The 14998-nt window shown below is 63.8% G+C and carries 16 protein-coding genes and 1 tRNA gene; 12 read left to right on the forward strand and 5 right to left on the reverse strand.

The genetic code is table 11. The features are described 5' to 3' along the window. The first annotated feature begins 40 nt into the window (after nucleotides 1-40). From ACE103_RS21555 to ACE103_RS21565, 3 genes are read left to right on the forward strand one after another with little or no spacing between them, the layout of a single operon-like run. Complete coding sequence (locus tag ACE103_RS21555; protein ID WP_375774807.1) at nucleotides 41-1753, forward strand: DUF3300 domain-containing protein; 1713 nt, start codon at nucleotides 41-43, stop codon at nucleotides 1751-1753. Continuing rightward, nucleotides 1750-2682, forward strand: a complete 933-nt coding sequence (locus ACE103_RS21560; protein ID WP_223975005.1) for a DUF2950 domain-containing protein — start codon at nucleotides 1750-1752, stop codon at nucleotides 2680-2682. The genes ACE103_RS21555 and ACE103_RS21560 overlap by 4 nt, the downstream gene beginning before the upstream one ends. A 16-nt stretch (nucleotides 2683-2698) precedes the next feature. Next, nucleotides 2699-3130 (forward strand): hypothetical protein, encoded by a 432-nt coding sequence (locus tag ACE103_RS21565; protein ID WP_375774808.1) that lies wholly within the window; start codon nucleotides 2699-2701, stop codon nucleotides 3128-3130. A 181-nt stretch (nucleotides 3131-3311) separates the two neighbouring features. Here the strand turns inward: ACE103_RS21565 and ACE103_RS21570 are convergent. From ACE103_RS21570 to ACE103_RS21580, 3 genes are all read right to left on the reverse strand, one after another. Then, nucleotides 3312-3401 (reverse strand) — tRNA-Ser (locus ACE103_RS21570). Between the two features lie 12 nt (nucleotides 3402-3413). Continuing rightward, nucleotides 3414-3869: a tyrosine-type recombinase/integrase gene (locus ACE103_RS21575; protein ID WP_375774809.1), complete on the reverse strand. Its 456-nt coding sequence runs from the start codon at nucleotides 3867-3869 to the stop codon at nucleotides 3414-3416. A gap of 75 nt (nucleotides 3870-3944) precedes the next feature. Next, nucleotides 3945-4142, reverse strand: a complete 198-nt coding sequence (locus tag ACE103_RS21580) for a hypothetical protein (RefSeq protein WP_223966488.1) — start codon at nucleotides 4140-4142, stop codon at nucleotides 3945-3947. Between the two features lie 330 nt (nucleotides 4143-4472). On the opposite strand from ACE103_RS21580, the gene ACE103_RS21585 reads away from it, so the two are divergent. The 4 genes from ACE103_RS21585 to ACE103_RS21600 all read left to right on the forward strand — a co-directional run bounded on the left by ACE103_RS21585 (nucleotide 4473) and on the right by ACE103_RS21600 (nucleotide 6554). Continuing rightward, complete coding sequence (locus tag ACE103_RS21585) at nucleotides 4473-4826, forward strand: nuclear transport factor 2 family protein (RefSeq protein ID WP_375774810.1); 354 nt, start codon at nucleotides 4473-4475, stop codon at nucleotides 4824-4826. Between the two features lie 460 nt (nucleotides 4827-5286). Continuing rightward, entirely contained in the window at nucleotides 5287-5490 is a 204-nt protein-coding gene (locus ACE103_RS21590) for a cold-shock protein (protein WP_223966486.1), read from the forward strand. A 137-nt stretch (nucleotides 5491-5627) separates the two neighbouring features. Then, nucleotides 5628-5777, forward strand: coding sequence for a hypothetical protein (locus ACE103_RS21595; RefSeq protein WP_375774811.1), 150 nt, complete (start codon nucleotides 5628-5630; stop codon nucleotides 5775-5777). 336 nt (nucleotides 5778-6113) lie between these two features. Further along, entirely contained in the window at nucleotides 6114-6554 is a 441-nt protein-coding gene (locus tag ACE103_RS21600; RefSeq protein ID WP_375781158.1) for a low molecular weight phosphatase family protein, read from the forward strand. Here the strand turns inward: ACE103_RS21600 and ACE103_RS21605 are convergent. Beyond that, complete coding sequence (locus tag ACE103_RS21605) at nucleotides 6547-6981, reverse strand: NUDIX domain-containing protein (RefSeq protein WP_375774812.1); 435 nt, start codon at nucleotides 6979-6981, stop codon at nucleotides 6547-6549. The two genes, ACE103_RS21600 and ACE103_RS21605, sit on opposite strands and share 8 nt — an antisense overlap. 860 nt (nucleotides 6982-7841) lie before the next feature. On the opposite strand from ACE103_RS21605, the gene ACE103_RS21610 reads away from it, so the two are divergent. Continuing rightward, nucleotides 7842-8777, forward strand: coding sequence for a septal ring lytic transglycosylase RlpA family protein (locus ACE103_RS21610; RefSeq protein WP_375774813.1), 936 nt, complete (start codon nucleotides 7842-7844; stop codon nucleotides 8775-8777). Between the two features lie 33 nt (nucleotides 8778-8810). Here ACE103_RS21610 and ACE103_RS21615 read toward each other — a convergent pair whose 3' ends face one another. After that, entirely contained in the window at nucleotides 8811-9746 is a 936-nt protein-coding gene (locus tag ACE103_RS21615) for an alpha/beta fold hydrolase (protein ID WP_375774814.1), read from the reverse strand. Nucleotides 9747-10013: 267 nt separating this feature from the next. Between ACE103_RS21615 and ACE103_RS21620 the strand changes: the two genes are divergently transcribed. From ACE103_RS21620 to metG, 4 genes are all read left to right on the forward strand, one after another. After that, complete coding sequence (locus ACE103_RS21620) at nucleotides 10014-11168, forward strand: D-alanyl-D-alanine carboxypeptidase family protein (protein WP_375781159.1); 1155 nt, start codon at nucleotides 10014-10016, stop codon at nucleotides 11166-11168. A 1-nt stretch (nucleotide 11169) separates the two neighbouring features. Beyond that, the gene (tmk, locus tag ACE103_RS21625) at nucleotides 11170-11856 is read left to right on the forward strand and encodes a dTMP kinase (RefSeq protein ID WP_375774815.1); all 687 of its coding nucleotides are present in this window, start codon (nucleotides 11170-11172) and stop codon (nucleotides 11854-11856) included. Beyond that, nucleotides 11853-12893, forward strand: a complete 1041-nt coding sequence (locus tag ACE103_RS21630) for a DNA polymerase III subunit delta' (protein ID WP_375774816.1) — start codon at nucleotides 11853-11855, stop codon at nucleotides 12891-12893. Before tmk ends, ACE103_RS21630 begins: the two co-directional genes overlap by 4 nt. Nucleotides 12894-13013: 120 nt before the next feature. Next, entirely contained in the window at nucleotides 13014-14987 is a 1974-nt protein-coding gene (gene metG / locus ACE103_RS21635; RefSeq protein ID WP_375774817.1) for a methionine--tRNA ligase, read from the forward strand. Nucleotides 14988-14998: the final 11 nt, after the last annotated feature.

Consider the following 14998-nt stretch of genomic DNA (forward strand, 5'->3'; position numbering starts at 1 on the left):
TGGCGGATGCTGCCGACCGTCGGTGTCGATGGAGGTCGCGATGGTCCGTTGGGGCAAGACTCTGCTTGTGGTTGCGCTGGTGTCGGTGACATCAGCTGCCGGATTCGCGCAGACGGCTGACAAACCGCCGGCTCCGGCCGGCCAGCCGGCCGCGGCAACAGCGCAGCCGGCCGATCAGCTCCTGAAGCCCGAGCAGCTGGAAGCCCTGGTGGCTCCGATCGCGCTTTATCCGGACTCGCTGCTGGCCAATGTGCTGGCGGCCTCGACCTATCCGCTCGAAGTCGTGCAGGCTGATCGCTGGCTGAAGGAGCGCAAGAGCCTGAAAGGCGACGCGCTGAAAGCCGAGGTCGACAAGCAGGCCTGGGATGACAGCGTGAAGGCACTCGCGAGTACCGCCGACGTGCTCTCGATGATGAGCGACAAGATCGACTGGACGAAGAATCTGGGTGACGCCGTGCTGGCCCAACAGGCCGACGTCATGGATGCGATCCAGCGGCTGCGCAGCAAGGCGCAGGCGAACAACAAGCTGGTGACGACCAAGCAGCAGAAAGTCAGCGTCCAGACCCAGGAGAACAAGCAGGTCATCGTCATCGAGCAGACCGATCCGGACACGGTCTACGTACCCTATTACGATCCCGCCACGGTCTACGGCGCGTGGCCCTATGCTGCATACCCGCCGTATTATTTCGGCTATCCGTCCTATATCGGCGCAGGTGTGATCGCGACCGGCCTTGCCTTCGGCGCCGGATGGGCGATCGGACGGTGGGGCAATTATTGGGGCGGCGGCTGCAACTGGGGCAATCGCAACGTCTATGTGAACCATTTCAACAGAACCAACAATATCGCGAACGGCTGGCAGCACAATTCCGCGCATCGCCAGGGCGTGCGCTACAACAACAGCAGCGTCCAGCAGCGCTTCGGCGGCAACAACAATCGTGCCGGCGTCAGCGACCGGATGAACTATCGCGGCCGCGACGGTCAGCAGGTTCTCAACCCGGGCGGCGATCGCGCGGGTGGCGCAGATCGGGCAGGAGACCGGGCAGGAGATCGCGGCGGCGATCGCGCCGGAGACCGTGCGGGTGATCGCGCTGGAGATCGTGGAGGTGACCGCGCCGGAGATCGCGCCAGAGGTGGCGACCGTGCCAGTGCAGGCGATCGAGCCAAAGGTGGCGACCGCGCCGGTGCCGGCAACAAGGCCAAGGGCGGCGGCGATCGTGCAAAGGCCGCCAATCGTGGCAGTGCCGGTAACCGCGCCGCTGCGGCTAATCGCGGTGGCGGTGGCAGTCGCGGCGGCGCCATGAACGTGTCGTCCGGACGGGCAGCCGCGGCGGCATCGGCGCGCGGGCGATCGAGCATGGCCAGCATGCCGCGCGGCGGCGGCGCAAGCTTCGCCGGCCGCGGTGGCGGCGGAGGCGGCGGAGGTGGCTTCCGAGGTGGCGGGGGAGGTGGCGGCTTCCGCGGCGGTGGCGGCGGTGGACGGCGTTCCGACATCGCGCTCAAGCACGACATCGAACTGCTTGGATATCTCGCCAACGGCCTCGGCTATTATCGCTTCAGCTATCTCGGCAGCAACAGGGCTTATGTCGGCGTGATGGCGCAGGAAGTCGAGCAAGTGATGCCGGCGGCGGTGACACGCGGCGCCGATGGCTATCTCAGGGTCTACTACGACAGGCTCGGCCTCAAGTTCCGCAGCTACCACGACTGGCTTGCCGCCGGTGCGAAGATTCCATCCTCGTCGGAGGCATCACGATGACAGGCACTTCGTACTTGCGATTGGATCGCCTCGCTTGGATCGGCATCGCGGCGGCAGCAGCATTCGCCTTGCTCCTCTCTCCGGTTCGCGCCCAGCAGGGCTTCCCCAATCCGGAGGACGCGGCGTCCGCGCTGGCAACCGCCGTCAAAACCGGCACGAGCCGGGCCATGCTGAAGGTGCTGGGCCGCGATGCTGCTGATATCATCGAGTCCGGCGACGATGTCGCCGACGCCAATGCGCGAGAGCGCTTTCTTTCGGCCTACGACGCCAGGCATTCGATCAAGGCCGACGGCAACAAGAAGGCCACCCTGATTCTGGGACCAGACGATTTCCCGTTCCCGATTCCCCTCGTCAACAACCAGGACGGCTGGAGTTTTGACGCGGCCGCGGGACGTCGCGAAGTCCTCTACCGCAGGATCGGCCGCAACGAGCTTGCTGCGATCCAGACCAGTCTCGCCTATGTCGACGCGCAGAATGAATATGCCGAGAAGGATCGCGGCGAGGGGGTGGGCACCTATGCCCAGCGCATCGTCAGCAGCCCAGGCAAGACCGACGGATTGTTCTGGCGCGACGACAAGGACCCGAGCCCGCTCGGTGAGCTGGCGGCACAGGCCGCGGCGGAAGGCTACAAGGTCGGCGAGCAGGCCGAGCCGTACCACGGATACTACTATCGGATCCTGAAAGCGCAGGGCTCCGATGCTCCGGGCGGTGCGCTGAACTATGTCGTGAAGGGCAAGATGATCGGCGGATTTGCACTGGTCGCCTGGCCCGCCGAGTACGGCAATTCCGGCGTCATGACCTTCCTGGTCAACCACGCCGGCACTGTCTACCAAAAGGACCTGGGCTCACGCACCGATTTCCTCGCCAAGCGCATGATCGCCTTCGATCCGGATCAGACCTGGAAGAAAGTCGACCCTACAAATCCTTGAGCGAAGAGGGGCTGCAATGATGCGAGGCATCCGTCCCGTCATACTGGCGCTTGTCGCGATGGTTCTGCTGGTCGCGCCGTGCTTTGCGCAGGCGACCGGCCACGTCCAAGTCAAGTTCGTGAAGGCGGCGCTCGTCGTGGGTGGCGGCGGCGGGACCGGCACGCTCACCTACCGTGGGCGGCACCATCGGTTCATCGTGTCCGGCTTCAGCCTCGGCGTCAGCGCGGGCGCATCGGTGACGTGGCTGGAAGGCACCGCCTCCGGCATCAGGGAAGTCAACGATTTCGCCGGCAGCTATACGCTGGTCGGCGGAGGCGGCGCATGGGCCGCCGGCGTCGGCGGTGTGAGTATGCGAAATGAGCATGGCGTTCTGCTCTTGCTCAAAGGGCCGAAAGCAGGCCTGGAGTTTGCGGCAAATCTGGGCGGGCTGACAATTTCGCTAAGGTAATCTCAGGCTCCATGCTCCGACCTTGAGCTAGCGATAAGCTACAACCCGACGATCGGCCGCTTGCCAATCCGGGTGCACTTCGCGCGCCGAACGCCCCGCACCCCGCGGATGCCACGTAGGGGCAACAGCTGGCGGACGAAAGCGCTGATTTTACTGGGGATTCCGAACATCGGGACTATGCTGGCGGAAGGGGTGGGATTCGAACCCACGGTACCCTTGCGAGCACGCCGGTTTTCAAGACCGGTGCCTTAAACCACTCGGCCACCCTTCCAAACCAACAGTTTCAAGTGCTTAGCGGCGGACTCGAAGAGAACGAACCGCGAAATTGGCACCCGATTGGCAGCTCACACGCCAGCGCCGCATTGATCGCCGCCGCGTTGCCGTCGCCGTTCGTAAACAAGTGGGCGTAGACGCGCAAGGTGATGTCCGGCCTCGCGTGCCCAAGGCGCCCTGAGAGAGTGACGATATCCACGCCGGCATCGATCAGCCGGGACGCAAGGGCGTGCCGGAGATTGTGGAACCCCGAGTTGGGCTGGAGGTCGCTCCAGGCCTTTGCTGTGGCGTTTCTTGATAGGCGCGTGTGCCGGCTGCGAACTGGCGGGCGAGTTCGGGCTGGATCGCGATCGGCATTCGCGTGAAGGGCAAGACCTGAGCTTACGCGCAACGACGCCGCCAGGCTTAAAATGCTCGCTGGCGGCGTTGATCCTAGCCTCGGGAAGGGTGTGCGAAATCCCGACATGTGAGGGGTCAGCACAAGGCGTGCGAAGGTTCATCTCGAAAACGGGGTACTACCGAAGGGGTATGCAGTGTCGCCTTATGCGAACAGATCCGTCTTGGGTGATGTTTCCCGACGGTTCATAAACTTCAGCATCTCGATTGCGAAACGCTCTTCGGACAAGCGCCGCTCGATGAAGTGAGTCTCGACTTCGCTAAGTCTGGTGCGAAGCAACCCTCGGTAATGCTCGATGTTTTGCTCGTGCACGCGCAACTTCGCAATCTTTCGTTCTTCCATTTACGCCCCCTATGTCTCGGAGGCGCTTTCGCGCCGGTTACCGTCGTCACTCTAGATGCAAGAATCGACGCCACGATGACTGTCAGTTCGCGACGACCGTCAAATTCGGAGTATGTGTACATCGGGGATTTCTCGCGAAACTGCGATGCCGCCGACGGTGGCTTGGGTCCGGCATCGCAGGCCCGCGACCAAATTGATTTGCAGCAGCGCCTTCTTTTGAACGACGCCGCCAACTGAGGTGGCTTTCACCCGGGCAGTATTTTTCCTAGTATCGGCTCCTCCCAGAAGCGCTCTATTCCTCAGCTACGATACGGATGTAGGTGAGGAAATATGTCCTTTGACCCAATGGCCGCAGCGATTGATTGGCTGAACGCCTATCGCGCGCGCGACCTTAACGCGATTGTACAGATGCACGCCGACTCTGCTGTCGTGGATTGTCGATGCTGCGTTAGGGAAACCGTCGCCAGCAAAGCGCGATTGATGGCCTTCTGGAAAGAGCGTTTGGACGACTGCGTTCCGTCCGAGATCAGCGATCTAAAGCCGGTCTTGAATGGGACATCGATATCCTTCGTTACACCGCGTGGTGCAACGACTGCGATTATGGAATTCGATGCAGACGGCAAGATTGCTTACATGGAATGGGGCGCTCTAGGTGCGCCACAGGGAGATCGCCGGTCGATTTGACGACAAGCCGCTGCGAGGAGTTGTTACCTGCAAGTCATACGGAATGGATTTCTATCGCTTCTGGCCCTGGGCACGTTGACTGGTCAATCAGCGCGAAAGCGGAAGGCGTCGTAGGCGTGGGCACCCAGGATCACGGCGCTTAGGCACAGCAATACGACGATAGCGGCTTCCATCATGACGCTTGCCCCCGATCAATTCGGCAAGCTGTGGTATAGGTCCATTGTTTCAGGCCGGTTTCGTGCGTCCCTCGAAAATGGCCTTCCACCGGTCTTTCGTGTGGAAAATGCGGATCGCCGACCGGCTTGCTGATTTGCTAACGGCCTCGCTTGGCCTGACGAAGAATAGATATCGTTTTTCGGCGAGTAGAGGCCGCCACCGACGCACACGGGCCGGTTATCCTTGCGGCCTGCTTTGCTATCGACCTACGCTGGCCACCATTAGATCAAGGGAGATTTGTCTAGTGGCGACAGGTACTGTGAAGTGGTTCAACTCGACGAAGGGCTATGGTTTCATTCAGCCGGACGGCGGCGGCAAAGACGTCTTCGTGCACATCTCAGCGGTCTCGAAAGCGGGACTGAGCAGCCTCGATGAGGGGGCGAAGGTAAGCTACGAAGTCCAGGAAAATCGCGGCAAAACATCCGCTGAAAATTTAAGGGTGGGTTGACGCCCCGGGAACAAGTGGAAGTGTCGGGAGTAGTCCTCTGCTCCCGTCGTCTCAGTTGCCCAACCCCGACTGCGGGAGATTGAATGCGGCCTCGACGCCCCCTGCGTCGAGGTCGTTTTTATTGGGTGGCGTTAGAGGTGGGCGACGACAAACGCTGCGCTCGCGCGCATGCTTCGGCCAAGGGCGGAGTTGATTCGGCCATGATGCTGGAAGCCGTCGTGCCGCTGATGGGATTGGGCGCTTGCGCCTTGCTGCTCATCGCCTTCTGGGGGCTTACGTTGCGGTAGTAGCGCGAAGCAGGCAGACCCTCGGATGCGCCCTGTGGGGTACCCCGTGAAACCTCGGCAAGCACGCTCCGACGTCGAGTACAATTCGGGCTGCCGCGGATGTACCGGCGCTCTGCTGAATCGAGGCGGCCTACTTACTGGCGCCCGCGCCCCAGGCAGACGGAATGACGGCCTCAGCAATCCCCACGCTGGGGCCGTTTTTCGTTACGGCACGCGAACTTGGCGAGAACACCGGAGCGAAGTGGGCCGGTCGCTTGATCCACCGGCAGCAATAGGCCGCGGGTCATCGTCGCATGCACGCACCACGGTTGACCGCGACCACCGCCGTTGGCCATCATGGTGTCCATGAAGCGCGTCCTGTTCCTTTGCACCGGCAACTACTACCGCAGTCGATACGCAGAGGAGCTGTTCAATCATCTTGCCCGCCGCGAAAACCTGCCGTGGCGCGCCTCATCGAGAGGCGCCGCCGAACGGGGCTCGCCCGACAATGTCGGCGCCATGTCGGTGTTCGCTGATGACCGTCTCCGCGCGAGCGGCATTGTTCCGGAGGGCGCGGCGCGCTATCCGCAACCGTGTTCATTGGCTGATTTCGACGGCGTGGACCTGGTGATTGCGCTCAAGGAGGCCGAGCATCGTCCGCTCATCGAGCGGCGGTTCCCCGAGGTCGCCGACAACGTGACTTACTGGCATGTGCACGATATCGATGTTGCCCAGCCTACGGTTGCGCTGCCGATGATCGACGATCTCGTACGCGCGCTGGTTTCATCGCTCAGGTAGTCGGTTCGCGCTTCCGAAAGATCGCCAGCGCATATTCTGCCGGGCGTGCGAGCCTGCCGCTGATGCGTTCGATGTCGTCCACGGCCACGATCTCGAGGCGACCTTCGGTGACCTTCAACCGATCGATCGGCACGTCCCGCGCGAGGAACACCTCGCCGTGAAGGGTGCCGCCCGGCGTCGAATGATCCGGTCCGAAGTAACGACCGATCAGCTCAAAACGCTCGGGCGGCAGGTAATGGCCAATCTCCTCGTGAATTTCGCGCACCACGCATTCCAGGAAGGTCTCGCTGCCCTCCCGCCGCCCGCCAAACAGGCTGATCTTGCCCGGATCGGAAACGTGGGGAAGGTCGTCGCGCAGCTGCATCAGCAACCGGCCATCCGTGCTGACGAGCAGCGCAGACGTTCCCTCTCTTGCCGAGCCGGTCATTCGCGAATGCTCTCGCTGGGAGGTGAAGGGTGCGTCAGGACTGAGGCTAGGAAAGGACGGCCGATCTGGGCTTTGCAGATCGGATCACCCAGCGCGCGCCGGGTCAGAATCGCCAGCACTCGAAGACTGAAGCTGAAGCCAAGGTTCGATGAGCGAGGGATGAGGTGAGGGTGGTCGAGGCTCGTCGCATGGCGCAGACGGCGCCCACGGCATCATTGGTTCAACCGAACGCGAAAGCCAGCAGGCTCGAGCACAGCAGCACGAGGCTTGCTGCGGTCAGGGTCAGAAATCCGTCGGAGACCAAATCGTGACTACGCATGATACACCTGCCTTCTACCGATGCTCATCCGAATTGATTAAAGCTTTCCGAACTTCTCTCCTGGAAAGATGTGACGCGTCTTTCCGCCTTCGACGGGCTGTCAGGCCCGGTACCGATAGCCTTCCACGGCGTGCGCCAAGAAGATCGCCGCACTCACCAGGCCCATCACCGCTGTAACCGTCTCGATCATCGCAAACTTCCTTTGCGCCCCACGCGGGAGAGAAAACGATTGCAGCCTTGCACAGTCAAAAAGATTCAATTGTTGGAATTGAAGATGCCCCCCGACTGATGATTTGCTGCAACAGTGTGTCTGATCGCGGGACAGGCGCGGGCATTTTGCGCGCACGGAGGTCCGTAGAAGGACGGAGGAGGCGCAACAGACCATTCACCAAGACGCCACCGCCTCATGGCTCTCCCCATTTCCGCCGTGTTCCGGTTGCGATATCTTCACCATCTGCTGCGGAGGTGGGCCGCACAGTGACAGAATCGATCCCGACGCCTCGAAGTAGGCGCGGGTCCTGCAGAATGGTACTTGGGGCAGATGGGGATTAGACGGCCAGATTCGATAATCCGGACGGCGCGCGGCGCCGTTGCGGTGGCCTCGTGCCTCGTCCTCGCCAATTGCGCCTCCTCGAACCAGCTCACCAGCCGGATCGATCCCAAGTACGGCGTGTCCTCGAGCCCGCGGGTCGTGGCGCTCGGGGACCCCGTGCCGAAGGGCGGCGGCACCTACCGCATCGGCAAGCCCTATGTCGTCGCCGGCCGCACCTATGTGCCGGAAGAGAACGAGAACTATCGCGCCGAGGGCATGGCGTCCTGGTATGGCGATGATTTCCACGGCCGCCTGACCGCCAATGGCGAGGTGTTCGACATGGGCTCGCTTACGGCCGCCCATCCGACCCTGCCGATGCCGAGCTACGCGCGCGTCACCAATCTGAGCAACGGCAAATCGCTCGTTGTTCGCGTCAACGACCGCGGCCCGTACCACGGCAACCGCCTCATAGACGTCTCGAACAAAGCCGCTGAACTGCTTGATTTCAAAGGCAATGGCGTCGCGCGCGTCCGCGTCGAATATGTCGGGCGGGCGCCGCTCGAAGGCTCCGACGACCGCCAGCTGATGGCGACCCTGCGCACCGGTACGCCGGCGCCGGCGCCGTCGATGGTCCGGGTCGCCTCCGCGCGGCCGTTCGTGCCGGAAATGTCGTCTTCGTCGGGCCGGGTCCGCGGCGACGTTCCGTTGCCGGAGGGGCGGCCCTACAGCCTCGGCAACACCCAGGCCGACTACGCCTCGGTCAACGCCACCTCGGAAATGTCGGCCTCGAGCCGGTCGCACCGCCGCGTGCCGAACAATCCGCGCGAAGTCTCCTACGAGGGTGACGCCCGCTATGCCGCCGCCCCGAGCCCGGCGGCGGCCACCTACGTGCCGATCGACGCGCGCGGACCCGCCGAAGTCCTGAGCGGGCGCGGGCTCTACTGAACCAAGCCGTTGCGAATCAAGCTTTTGGCCTGATCACTTCAAAAACGCGATCAGCGCGGCGTTGACCTCGTCCGGGCGCTCCTGCTGGATCCAGTGGCCGGCGCCCTCGATGATCAGCTTCTGCCGCAGGTTCGGCAGCACGCGTTCCATGTCCGCGACCCGCTTGGCACCAATCAGCCCGGTAATCACCGAATCGTTCGAGCCGGCGATGAACAGCGACGGTTGATGGATCTGCGCGTCCTGCCAGGGCGCGGTCAGCTCCCAGTTGCGGTCGAGGTTGCGGTACCAGTTCAGACCGCCGCGGAAGCCGGACTGCCGGTAGCCTTCGGCGAATTCGGCGACATCAGCCTCGGTCAGCCAGGCCGGCAGCGGCATTCCAGCCGGGAGCTTGCCGAGGAAGCCCTTGGCTTCGTCGACGAACATCGAGCTCGGATCGGAGACGCCGCGCCCGAGCACCAGCCGCATGGTGTGGGCGACGTCGCGTTCGAACTCAGCCTCTGCCACGCCGGGCGGCTGGAAATACTGCCAGTAGAAATTGGTGATACCGCTCTCGCGCAGGGTTTCCAACGGACGGCCGCGGCCACGGAACGGCGGCGGCACACTGAGGCCCGCGACCTTGGTGAAGATGTCAGGGCGGAACAGCGCCGCGTGCCAGGCAACCGGCGCGCCCCAATCGTGACCGACGACCATCGCCTTCTGCTCTCCGAGCGCGGCGACCAGCGCGACCATGTCGCCGACGGTATCGAAGATCGTGTAGGCGCTGACGTCGGCTGGCGCAGTGGTCCGGCCGAAGCCGCGCATGTCGGGGGCGACGACCCGGAAGCCTGCCGCGGCGAGCGCTGCGATCTGGTGCCGCCACGAGTAGGACAGCTCCGGCCAGCCATGGCAGAGCACGACCAGTTGGCCTTGCCCGGCCTCGCGCACGAACATGTCGATGCCGTTGGCGGAGATGGTGCGGGAGGATGACATTCGCGTTTCCGCCTTGTTTGCCGGTTCTGCTGTCGTTAGCTGGTTCCAAGGATACGGGCGTTCAGTGCAGCCGGCAATCCAGCCGGCCGTGTACAAGCGGCGAAACCTCAGTTGTTTGCGATACTTCCAGCTGTTAGAACGCAGTCTTTCAGGACATCGCCGATGGCAGCCCAGACCGCAGTTCCCCGCACGTTGTTCGCTCGCGCCGGGCGTGGCTGGCGTGGCCTGGTCGCGGCCGCGGTCGTGCTGGCGATCGGCTGCGGCGGAATGGTCTATGCCGCCAACAACAGCGTCCAGGGCGCCAAGAAGGAAGAGGGCGGGTTCGACGGCGATGCGCCGACCGCGATCCTGGTCGAAGCCTCCTCGGGCAGCGTGCTGTTCGAGAAGAACGCCGACGAGCTGCGCGCGCCCTCCAGCATGATGAAGCTGATGACCGCCGAGGTGGTATTCGACGCCATCAAGAAGGGCGACATCAAGCTGACCGACGAATACCGGGTCAGCGAGAACGCCTGGCGGCGGGGCGGGGCGCCGTCCGGGACCTCGACGATGTTCGCAGCGATCAACAGCAAGGTCTCGGTCGACGATCTGCTGCACGGCGCGATCATCCCAAGTGGCAACGACGCCTGCATCGCGCTGGCCGAAGGCATCGCCGGCAACGAGCATACCTTTGCGACCGACTTCATGACCAAGCGCGCCCGCGAGCTCGGCATGACCAAGTCGACCTTCGGCAATTCCAACGGGCTGCCCGACCCGACCAACAAGATGACGGTACGGGAACTCGCGGTGCTGGCGCGCCACATCATCCTGACCTACCCGGAGCGCTACAAGCTGTTCGGCGAGAAGGAATTCACCTGGAACAAGATCCGCCAGCAGAACCGCAATCCGCTGCTGAACGCTCTACCCGGCGCCGACGGCCTGAAGACCGGCTACACCAAGGAAGGCGGCTACGGCATGGTCGGCTCGGCCGTGCAGAACGACACAAGGCTGATCGTCGTGGTCAACGGCCTCGAGGATTCCGAAGACCGCGCCACCGAAGCCAAGAAGATGCTGGAGTGGGGGTTCCGCAGCTTCGAGACCCGGGTCCTGATCGCGGCCAACCAGCCGGTCGGCTACGCCCGGGTGTTCGGCGGCGAGAGCCGCTCGGTGAAGCTGGTGAGCCCCGATCCGATCAAGGTCATGGTGTCCAAGAACGGCAACGACAAGCTGCTCGCGCGCGTCATCTATAGCGGCCCGGTCAAGGCGCCGGTCACCGCCGGCCAACAGATCGGCGTCGTCCGGGTCTGGCGCGGCGGCAATGTTGCGATGGAGACGCCGGTGTTCGCGGCCGATGCCGTCGGTACGGGATCGACGATGCGCCGCGCGCTCGACGGCGCCCAGGAGCTTGTGATCGGAATGTTCCGCGCTGGGGTCGAGAAGCTCTGACATGGCGGAAGCAGCAGTCCAACGGCCGAGCTTGCGCGGTCGCTTCATCACCTTTGAGGGCGGCGAGGGATCGGGGAAATCGACCCAGATCCGCAAGCTCGCCGAACGGCTCGATGTCGCCAAGCTGCGCGCGATCGTGACCCGCGAGCCCGGCGGCTCGCCCGGGGCCGAGATCATCCGTCACCTGGTGCTGTCGGGGATGGGCAAGCTGCTTGGGCCGGAAGCCGAGACGCTGCTGTTTGCCGCCGCGCGTGACGACCATGTTCGCACCGTGATCCTGCCGGCACTCAACCAGGGCATCTGGGTGCTGTGCGATCGCTTCTTCGATTCCACGCGCGCCTATCAGGGCCAGCTCGGGCAGGTGTCGCCCGGCCTCGTCAATGCCATGCAGCGCGTCACCATCGGCGATCTGAAGCCCGACCTGACCTTCATCCTCGATGTGCCGGTCGAAGTCGGACTGCAACGCGCCGCCCTGCGCCGCGGCAATGCCACGGCGGATCGCTTCGAGGCCGAGGGCATCAAGTTCCATCAGGATTTACGCGATGCCTACCGCAAGATCGCGGCGGACGATCCACAGCGTTGCGTGCTGATCGACGCGACTGCCGATCCGGTCACGGTCGCGGCGCGAATCTGGGCCGCGCTGCGCGAGCATCTGCGCGCAACGCTCACCGCAGACAGTCCCGCATGAGCGCACGCAAGGTCGAACAGGAGAGCCCCGCTCGCCACCCGCGCGAAACCCCCGATCTGTTCGGGCATCGCGAGGCGGAGACTGCCTTGCTCGATGCCTATCGCAGCGGTCGAATTCCGCATGCCTGGCTGATCGGCGGCGCGCAGGGGATCGGCAAGGCGACGCTGGCATATCGCATGGCGCGGTTCGTGCTGGCGTTCCGTAATCCGAAGTCGTCCCAGGTGCAGGCGGCGCCGACGCTGCGGGTCGATCCGTTCGATCCGGTGGCGCGCCAGATCACGGCGGGCGCCCATGGCGGGCTGCTGGTGCTGGAGCGCGGTCTCAACGACCGCGGCGTGATGCGCACCGTGATCACGGTCGACGAGACCCGCGAGACGATCTCGTTCTTCGGCTCGACCGCAGCCGTCGACGGCTGGCGCGTCTGCATCGTCGACACCGTCGATGAGCTCAACCCCAATGCTGCGAATGCGCTGCTGAAGATCCTCGAGGAGCCGCCGCAGCAGTCGCTGTTCCTGCTGGTCAGCCACGCACCGTCACGGGTGCTGCCCACCATCCTGTCCCGCTGCCGCAAATTGCTGCTGCGGCCGCTGGAGACCAGCGATGTGGTGCGCGCGGCCACGGCCGCAACCGACATCGCGGCCGACGATCCCGCGCTGGCGGAAGCCGCGGCAGCGTCCGAGGGCAGCGTCGGGCGGGCGCTATCACTGCTCGGCGGCGACGCGCTCAAGCTGCAACAGCGCACGGCCGCGCTGCTGGCAACGCTTCCGAGCGTCGATCCGCGCGAGCTCCACGCGCTTGGCGATGCGCTCGGCACCAGCGACCGCGTCGCGCTTGCCGCCTTCATCGACGGCATCGATCGCTGGATGAGCGAGCGCATGCGCACCGGCGACGCCAATGCCAATCTGCCGCGCCTTGCACGGCTTGCGGAGGTATGGGAAAAGATCGTCCGCGCCGCGCGCGATACCGAAGCCTACAATCTGGAGCGCAAGCCGCTGGTTTTCTCGGTGTTTTCGATGCTCGCGGACGCGACCCGATAGACGCCAAGTCTGAAAACAATCTGTCTGAATGCGCTCTCGTCCGAAAACACACTCGTCCGAAGACACATCCGTCTGACAACACTCCCGACAATCTCGTTTCGATCTGCAAAGGATTCCGTGGTGGCGACCGCTAAGAAGAAATCGTCGAAAAAGGCCAAGAAGACGAAGAAGGCATCGCCCGCTCGCGCGACCAGGAAGGCCACGGCGAAGTCACGCGCTGCCAAGACCAAGAAGGGTGGGCGCGTCACCAAGAAGACGAAGAAGGCTGCAAAGGCCAAGACAGGAGCCAAGAAGTCGGCTGCGAAGAAGGTCGCCAAGAAGGCCGTCAAGAAGGCTGCGAAGAAGACGGCCAGGAAGGCTGCCACGAAGCCCACCAAGGCTCCGCCGAAGAGGGCAGCCGCGACGACTGTGGCTCCGGCTGCAAGGAAGCCCGCTGCGCCGAAAGCTTCAGCCGCAGAGAAGGCGCCGAAGGTGGAAATTGTCCGCGCACACAGGCAACCCAAACCCGCAGCAACGGCTGCTGCGCCCGCGTCGGTCTCCGCACCTGCCGCGGACCGCGGCAACGTCTACTACATCACCACCGCGATCGCTTATCCGAACGGCCAGCCGCATATCGGCCACGCCTATGAGGCGATCGCGACCGACGCATTGGCGCGCTTCCAGCGGCTCGACGGCAAGGACGTGTTCTTCCTGACCGGCACCGACGAGCACGGACAGAAGATGATCCAGACCGCGGCCGGCGAGGGGATGACACCCTACGATCTCGCGACCCGCAACGCCGCGCGCTTCAAGGAGATGGACGAGCGGCTCAACGTCTCGTTCGACCGTTTCATCCGCACCTCGGAGCCCGCGCACCACAAGTCGGTGCAGGAAATCTGGCGCCGCATGCAGGACAATGGCGACATCTATATCGACGCCTACGCCGGCTGGTATTCGGTGCGCGACGAGGCCTATTACGCCGAGGACGAGACCACGGTCGGCGAGGACAATGTCCGCCGCGGCCCGCAGGGCACGCCGGTCGAATGGGTCGAGGAGAAGAGTTATTTCTTCAAGCTCTCGGCCTATCAGGACAAGCTGCTGCACCTCTATGAGAGCCAGCCTGATTTCATCGGCCCGGATTCGCGCCGCAACGAGGTGATGAGCTTCGTGCGGGGCGGGCTGAAGGACCTCTCGATCTCGCGCACCACCTTCGACTGGGGCGTCAAGGTCCCCAACGATCCCGAGCACGTGATGTATGTCTGGGTCGACGCACTGACCAACTACATCACCGGCGTCGGCTATCCCGACGAGAACGACAAGAATTGGCGCTACTGGCCGGCCGACGTGCACATCATCGGCAAGGACATCATCCGCTTCCACGCGGTGTACTGGCCGGCCTTCCTGATGTCGGCCGGCATCCCGTTGCAGAGACGCGTCTATGCGCACGGCTTCCTGTTCAACAGGGGCGAGAAGATGTCGAAGTCGGTCGGCAACGTGGTCGATCCCTTCAATCTGGCGAACCAGTACGGCGTCGACCAGGTGCGCTACTTCTTCCTGCGCGAAGTGCCGTTCGGCCAGGACGGCAATTACAACCACGAGGCCATCGTCGCGCGCATCAATGCCGACCTCGCCAATGATTTCGGCAATCTCGCGCAGCGTTCGCTGTCGATGATCGCCAAGCAACTCGGCGGCGTGCTGCCGGAGCCCGGCGAGTTTAGCGACAACGACAAGGCGATCCTGGCGCAGGCCGACGCCATGCTGGAGACGTCGCGGACCGCAATAGCGACGCAGCAGATCCATCAATGGCTCAACACCGTCTGGGCCGTGGTCGCCGAAGCCAACCGCTACTTTGCCGGTGAGGCGCCGTGGGCCTTGGCGAAGACCGATCCGGCACGCCAGAAGACGGTGCTGTATGTCACCGCCGAAGTCGTGCGCCAGATCGCGATCATGGCGCAGGCCGTGATGCCGGAATCCTGCGGCAAGATGCTCGACAGCCTCGGCATATCAGCGGATGCGCGTAGTTTCGCTGATGTCGCGGAGCGGATCAAGCCGGGCACGGTTTTGCCGGCGCCCGTCGGCGTATTCCCACGCTACGTGGAACCGAAGACCGAGTGAACGGTTCGAAA

Source organism: Bradyrhizobium sp. ma5 (assembly GCF_042258955.1).
Lineage (GTDB): Bacteria > Pseudomonadota > Alphaproteobacteria > Rhizobiales > Xanthobacteraceae > Bradyrhizobium.

What these genes read in the sequence shown, in the direction of transcription:
- ACE103_RS21555 (WP_375774807.1), top strand. Translation starts at nt 41, where the DNA reads ATGGTCCGTTGGGGCAAGACTCTGCTTGTGGTTGCGCTGGTGTCGGTG.
- ACE103_RS21560 (WP_223975005.1), top strand. Translation starts at nt 1,750, where the DNA reads ATGACAGGCACTTCGTACTTGCGATTGGATCGCCTCGCTTGGATCGGC.
- ACE103_RS21565 (WP_375774808.1), top strand. Translation starts at nt 2,699, where the DNA reads ATGATGCGAGGCATCCGTCCCGTCATACTGGCGCTTGTCGCGATGGTT.
- ACE103_RS21575 (WP_375774809.1), bottom strand. Translation starts at nt 3,869, where the DNA reads ATGTCGGGATTTCGCACACCCTTCCCGAGGCTAGGATCAACGCCGCCA.
- ACE103_RS21580 (WP_223966488.1), bottom strand. Translation starts at nt 4,142, where the DNA reads ATGGAAGAACGAAAGATTGCGAAGTTGCGCGTGCACGAGCAAAACATC.
- ACE103_RS21585 (WP_375774810.1), top strand. Translation starts at nt 4,473, where the DNA reads ATGTCCTTTGACCCAATGGCCGCAGCGATTGATTGGCTGAACGCCTAT.
- ACE103_RS21600 (WP_375781158.1), top strand. Translation starts at nt 6,114, where the DNA reads ATGGTGTCCATGAAGCGCGTCCTGTTCCTTTGCACCGGCAACTACTAC.
- ACE103_RS21605 (WP_375774812.1), bottom strand. Translation starts at nt 6,981, where the DNA reads ATGACCGGCTCGGCAAGAGAGGGAACGTCTGCGCTGCTCGTCAGCACG.
- ACE103_RS21610 (WP_375774813.1), top strand. Translation starts at nt 7,842, where the DNA reads ATGGGGATTAGACGGCCAGATTCGATAATCCGGACGGCGCGCGGCGCC.
- ACE103_RS21615 (WP_375774814.1), bottom strand. Translation starts at nt 9,746, where the DNA reads ATGTCATCCTCCCGCACCATCTCCGCCAACGGCATCGACATGTTCGTG.
- ACE103_RS21620 (WP_375781159.1), top strand. Translation starts at nt 10,014, where the DNA reads ATGGTCTATGCCGCCAACAACAGCGTCCAGGGCGCCAAGAAGGAAGAG.
- tmk (WP_375774815.1), top strand. Translation starts at nt 11,170, where the DNA reads ATGGCGGAAGCAGCAGTCCAACGGCCGAGCTTGCGCGGTCGCTTCATC.
- ACE103_RS21630 (WP_375774816.1), top strand. Translation starts at nt 11,853, where the DNA reads ATGAGCGCACGCAAGGTCGAACAGGAGAGCCCCGCTCGCCACCCGCGC.